Source organism: Frankia sp. CcWB3, assembly GCF_977927595.1.
The window spans coordinates 2,764-6,628 of the sequence record NZ_CDWRCK010000254.1 but is presented as its reverse complement, the minus strand read 5'-3'; the positions used below and the strand labels follow the sequence as shown (position 1 = coordinate 6,628).

Genomic DNA, 3,865 nt, shown 5'->3' with positions numbered 1-3,865 from the left:
GCCCGCGGACCCCGCGGCCGGGTGCCCGTGGTCGTCGGCCCCGCGCAGCTGGGCGACGGCATGACCCACCACCCCGGCCAGCACGCCCAGCCCGTCGCGTACCCCACCGGTCGAGCCGGGAAGGTTCACCACCAGGGTGGCGGCGACGGTTCCGACGAGCCCGCGGGAGAGCACCGCCGCCGGCACGGTCTCCCGACCCGCCGCGCGCAGCGCCTCGGCAAGTCCGGGCACGGCCCGCTCGATCACCTCGCGCGTCGCCTCGGGGGTGACGTCGCGGGGACCGAGGCCGGTGCCACCGGTGCTCACCACCAAGTCCACGCCGTCGGCGGCGGCGGACCGCAGCGCCACGACGATCTCATCCCGCTCGTCCGGGACGATCGTCGCCGCGCCCACCTCGAAACCGAGTTCGACGAGCCCGGCGACGAGCAACGGGCCCGACCGGTCGGCATAGATCCCTCGGTACGCCCGGTCGGAGACGGTGATGACCCGGGCCCGGGCACCCGCGGGAAGGTGGCGCATGCCACTCATTCCGCGGACCCCGCGCCCGGCGGGGGGGCGGCAGGCCAGTCTCCGGAGCGTCCCCCGGTCTTCGCGATCACTCGCACCCCGGTCAGCTCCGCGGCGGGATCCACCGCCTTGACCATGTCGTGCAGCGTGAGCCCGGCGACGGCGACGGCGGTCAGCGCCTCCATCTCGACGCCGGTCCGGTCCGCCGTCCGGACGGTGGCCGTGATCGCCACACCGTCGTCCCGTACGTCCAGCTCGACCGTGACGCCGGAGATCGCGATGGGATGGCAGAGCGGAACGAGATCAGGCGTACGCTTGGCCCCCATGATCCCCGCGACCCGGGCGACTGCGAGGGCGTCGCCCTTCGGTACCCCCTGCCCGCGCAGCAGCGCCACGACCTCGGGAATGACCCGCAGCATCCCGGTGGCGGTCGCGGTACGGGCAGTGACGTCCTTCGCCGACACGTCGACCATGCGGGCCGCGCCGCGGTCGTCAACGTGGGTGAGCCGGGCTGCGGTCACCAGGGCACCGATCCGGCGGCCCGGGCCGCGGCCGCGTCCCCCCGGCCGGCTTCAGCCCGCGAGCCGAGGTCCGGGGAAGCCAGGTCCGGGGCATCGACGTCCGCAGTGTCCGCAACCGCCCAGGCCATGCCGGAGAGAATGGCCCTCAATCCGTCCGGGAGCAACAACGCCGGCAGCCGGCTGCCCGCCGACACCTCGGTAACCTCCTCAGGGATGATCAGCAGCGCCTGCGCTCCCGCTAGCGAGGTGAGCTGATGTGACCCCTGCCCGCCGGCCAACTGGGCGACGGTGGCGGGTTCCAGGCACCCGCCGCCCCCGCTCCGCTCCAGTCCCACCCGCAGGAAGGACCTCTTCCCGAGAGGGGAACGCAGGTCGGATCCGACGGTCACGACAATCCTCGGGAGCCCGGTGCCGGCGAGACCGCGCATCCGTTGCAGGGCCGGGCGGACGAACAGCTCGAACGAGACGAGGGCGCTGACCGGGTTCCCCGGCAACGTGAAGACCGGCACACCGTCGACCAGGCCGAAACCCTGCGGCTTGCCCGGCTGCATCGCGACCCGGTCGAACCGGACGGTCCCGGTCCGCGCGAGCACCTCCTTGACGACGTCGTACGCCCCGACGCTGACGCCACCGGTCGTCACCACGGCATCCACGTCGGGAAGCACCCCGTGCAGGGCTGCGGCGAAGGTGTCCGGCTCGTCGGGCACCCCGGCCAGGCGGCGTACCACTGCGCCGGCCTCCCGCGCCGCGGCGGCGATGCCATGGCTGTTCGAGTCGACGATCTGCCCGGCGCCCAGCGGTGTACCGACCTCGACGAGCTCGGTCCCGGTGGACAGCACCGCCACCCGCGGCCGGGGATGCACCGGCGGGCGGGCCACGTTGACCGCGGCGAGCAGGCTGATCTGCGCGGAGCCGATGATCGTCCCGGCGGGGAGCACCAGGGCGCCCGGGGCGACGTCCTCCCCCGTCCGGCGGATGTGCAGGCCACGGCGCGGCGCCCGCTGGACCGCGACGGTCTGGCAGCCACCGTCGGTCCACTCGAGCTGGACGACCGTATCCGCTCCCGGGGGCAGCGGGGTCCCGGTCATGATGCGTACCGCGGCGCCGGGGACCAGCGCGGCCGGCGAACCCGGACCCGCGGGGACGTCGCCGATGACCGGCAGGGAGACGGGAGTGGCCGCCGACGCCTCGGCCACGTCGGCGGCCCGGACGGCGTACCCGTCCATGGCCGAGTTGTCGAACCCGGGAAGCGCGACCGTCGCCCGGACGTCCGCGGCGAGCACGCATCCGTGCGCCTCGTCCAGCCTGGCCTGCCGAGCGCGGGTCGGCCGCACCGTCGCCAGGATCCGCTCGAGGTGTTCATCCACCGAAGTCATGGGCGCCCGTCCATTTCTCTGCCCTTCGATGCACCACCCGTCGCGCGCCGGGTCCGGCATCACCCAGGCTACGGCCGTCGAAGCCCGGGCACCTCTTACCCGCAGTTACCTTCGGGTACCTCCAGCGGTCGGGACGGGGCGCATCCGCTCCGGGCCTCCCGGTCCGAACGGCGTGCCGCGACCGCCGGGCGCTGGCCGGTTCCAGGAGCGTTCCGGTCCTTGCCGGAGTCGTCGCCGGAGCCGTCAAGGCCTACCCGAAGAGAAGCCAGCACATCCCGAGACTCTCAAGCGATGAAGCGGATAAATTTGAAAAATATGGATAAATTAGAACAATGCTGCCTTCGGGCCGCCGGACGCGACATACTCCTCGATCCACGGGTACAGCTCGGGGCCAAGGTCGGCGCGCTCGCACGCGAGCCGGATGACGGCCTTCAGGTAGTCCACCCGATCGCCGGTGTCGTACCGCCGACCCGTGAAGATCACCCCGTGCACGGGCTCAGTGTCGGTGTCGGTGCCCCCCGCGGCACCGGCCGGTTCGACCGCCCGTAGCGCCAGGATCCGCAGGGCGTCGGTGAGCTGGATCTCCCCGCCCCGTCCCGGCTCGGTCCGCCGCAGGACATCGAAGATCGTCGGCGAGAGGATGTACCGCCCGATGATCGCCAGATTACTCGGAGCCTGCGCGACCGGTGGCTTCTCGACCAGGTCACGGATCCGCACGATCCCGTACCGGTCGTCGGCACCGGTGCCGGTACCAGTGCCGATGGACTCCACCGTGGCGACGCCGTAGAGGGAGACCTGGTCCTCGGGCACCTCCATCAGGGCGATGACGCTGCCCCCGAAGCGGCGCTGCACGGCAAGCATCTCCTCGAGCAGCAGGTCCCGCTCGTCGATGAGATCGTCACCGAGGAGGACGGCGAACGGCTCGTTCCCCACGTGCGCCGCCGCGCAGAGCACGGCATGACCGAGCCCACGCGGCGACTGCTGGCGGACCGAGTGGACCTCGGCCAGTTCCGCCGACGCCCGGACCCGACGGAGACGAAGATCGTCGCCCTTCCGTTCGAGGGCCGCCTCGATGTCCGCCTCACGATCGAAATGATCCTCGATCGCCTTTTTCGTGCGGCTTGTGACAAGCAGGACATCACGCAGACCGGCGCGGGACGCCTCCTCGACGACGTATTCGATAGCCGGCCTGTCGACGACCGGCAGCATCTCCTTGGGGACGGCCTTCGTCGCCGGCAGGAAGCGGGTCCCCAGACCCGCGGCTGGAATTACCGCCTTCGTTACTGGCATAGCCGAAACCTTAGTCGGGTCCGTGGACACGGGCACCGCCCACGGCCCCGGCACAGGCAATGCACAGCTCACGGCGGCCGCCGGTCCCGCCCGCCGCTCGCCCGGACGTGCGCCGCGGGTCCGAGAACGAGCCCGCGGCACCTCGTGCCACCCGATCCACCACCGACAACA

Annotated in this window: 4 protein-coding genes; all 4 read right to left on the bottom strand. The window is 72.2% G+C overall.

What is annotated here, in order from left to right; genetic code table 11:
• Nucleotides 1-528 (bottom strand): MogA/MoaB family molybdenum cofactor biosynthesis protein (locus ACY5KJ_RS16775; protein WP_462203810.1); only part of this gene is annotated, 528 nt, incomplete at its 3' end.
• Entirely contained in the window at nt 525-1,028 is a 504-nt protein-coding gene (gene moaC, locus ACY5KJ_RS16770; protein ID WP_462203809.1) for a cyclic pyranopterin monophosphate synthase MoaC, read from the bottom strand. The genes moaC and ACY5KJ_RS16775, both read right to left, overlap by 4 nt.
• On the bottom strand, nt 1,025-2,404 hold the full coding sequence (glp, locus tag ACY5KJ_RS16765) for a molybdotransferase-like divisome protein Glp (protein WP_462203808.1): 1,380 nt from the start codon (nt 2,402-2,404) through the stop codon (nt 1,025-1,027). Before glp ends, moaC begins: the two co-directional genes overlap by 4 nt.
• 324 nt (nt 2,405-2,728) lie before the next feature.
• Nucleotides 2,729-3,694 carry a UTP--glucose-1-phosphate uridylyltransferase gene (locus ACY5KJ_RS16760; RefSeq protein ID WP_462188341.1) on the bottom strand — a complete coding sequence of 322 codons (966 nt, stop codon included), beginning with the start codon at nt 3,692-3,694 and terminating at the stop codon, nt 2,729-2,731.
• Between the last annotated feature and the right edge of the window lie 171 nt (nt 3,695-3,865).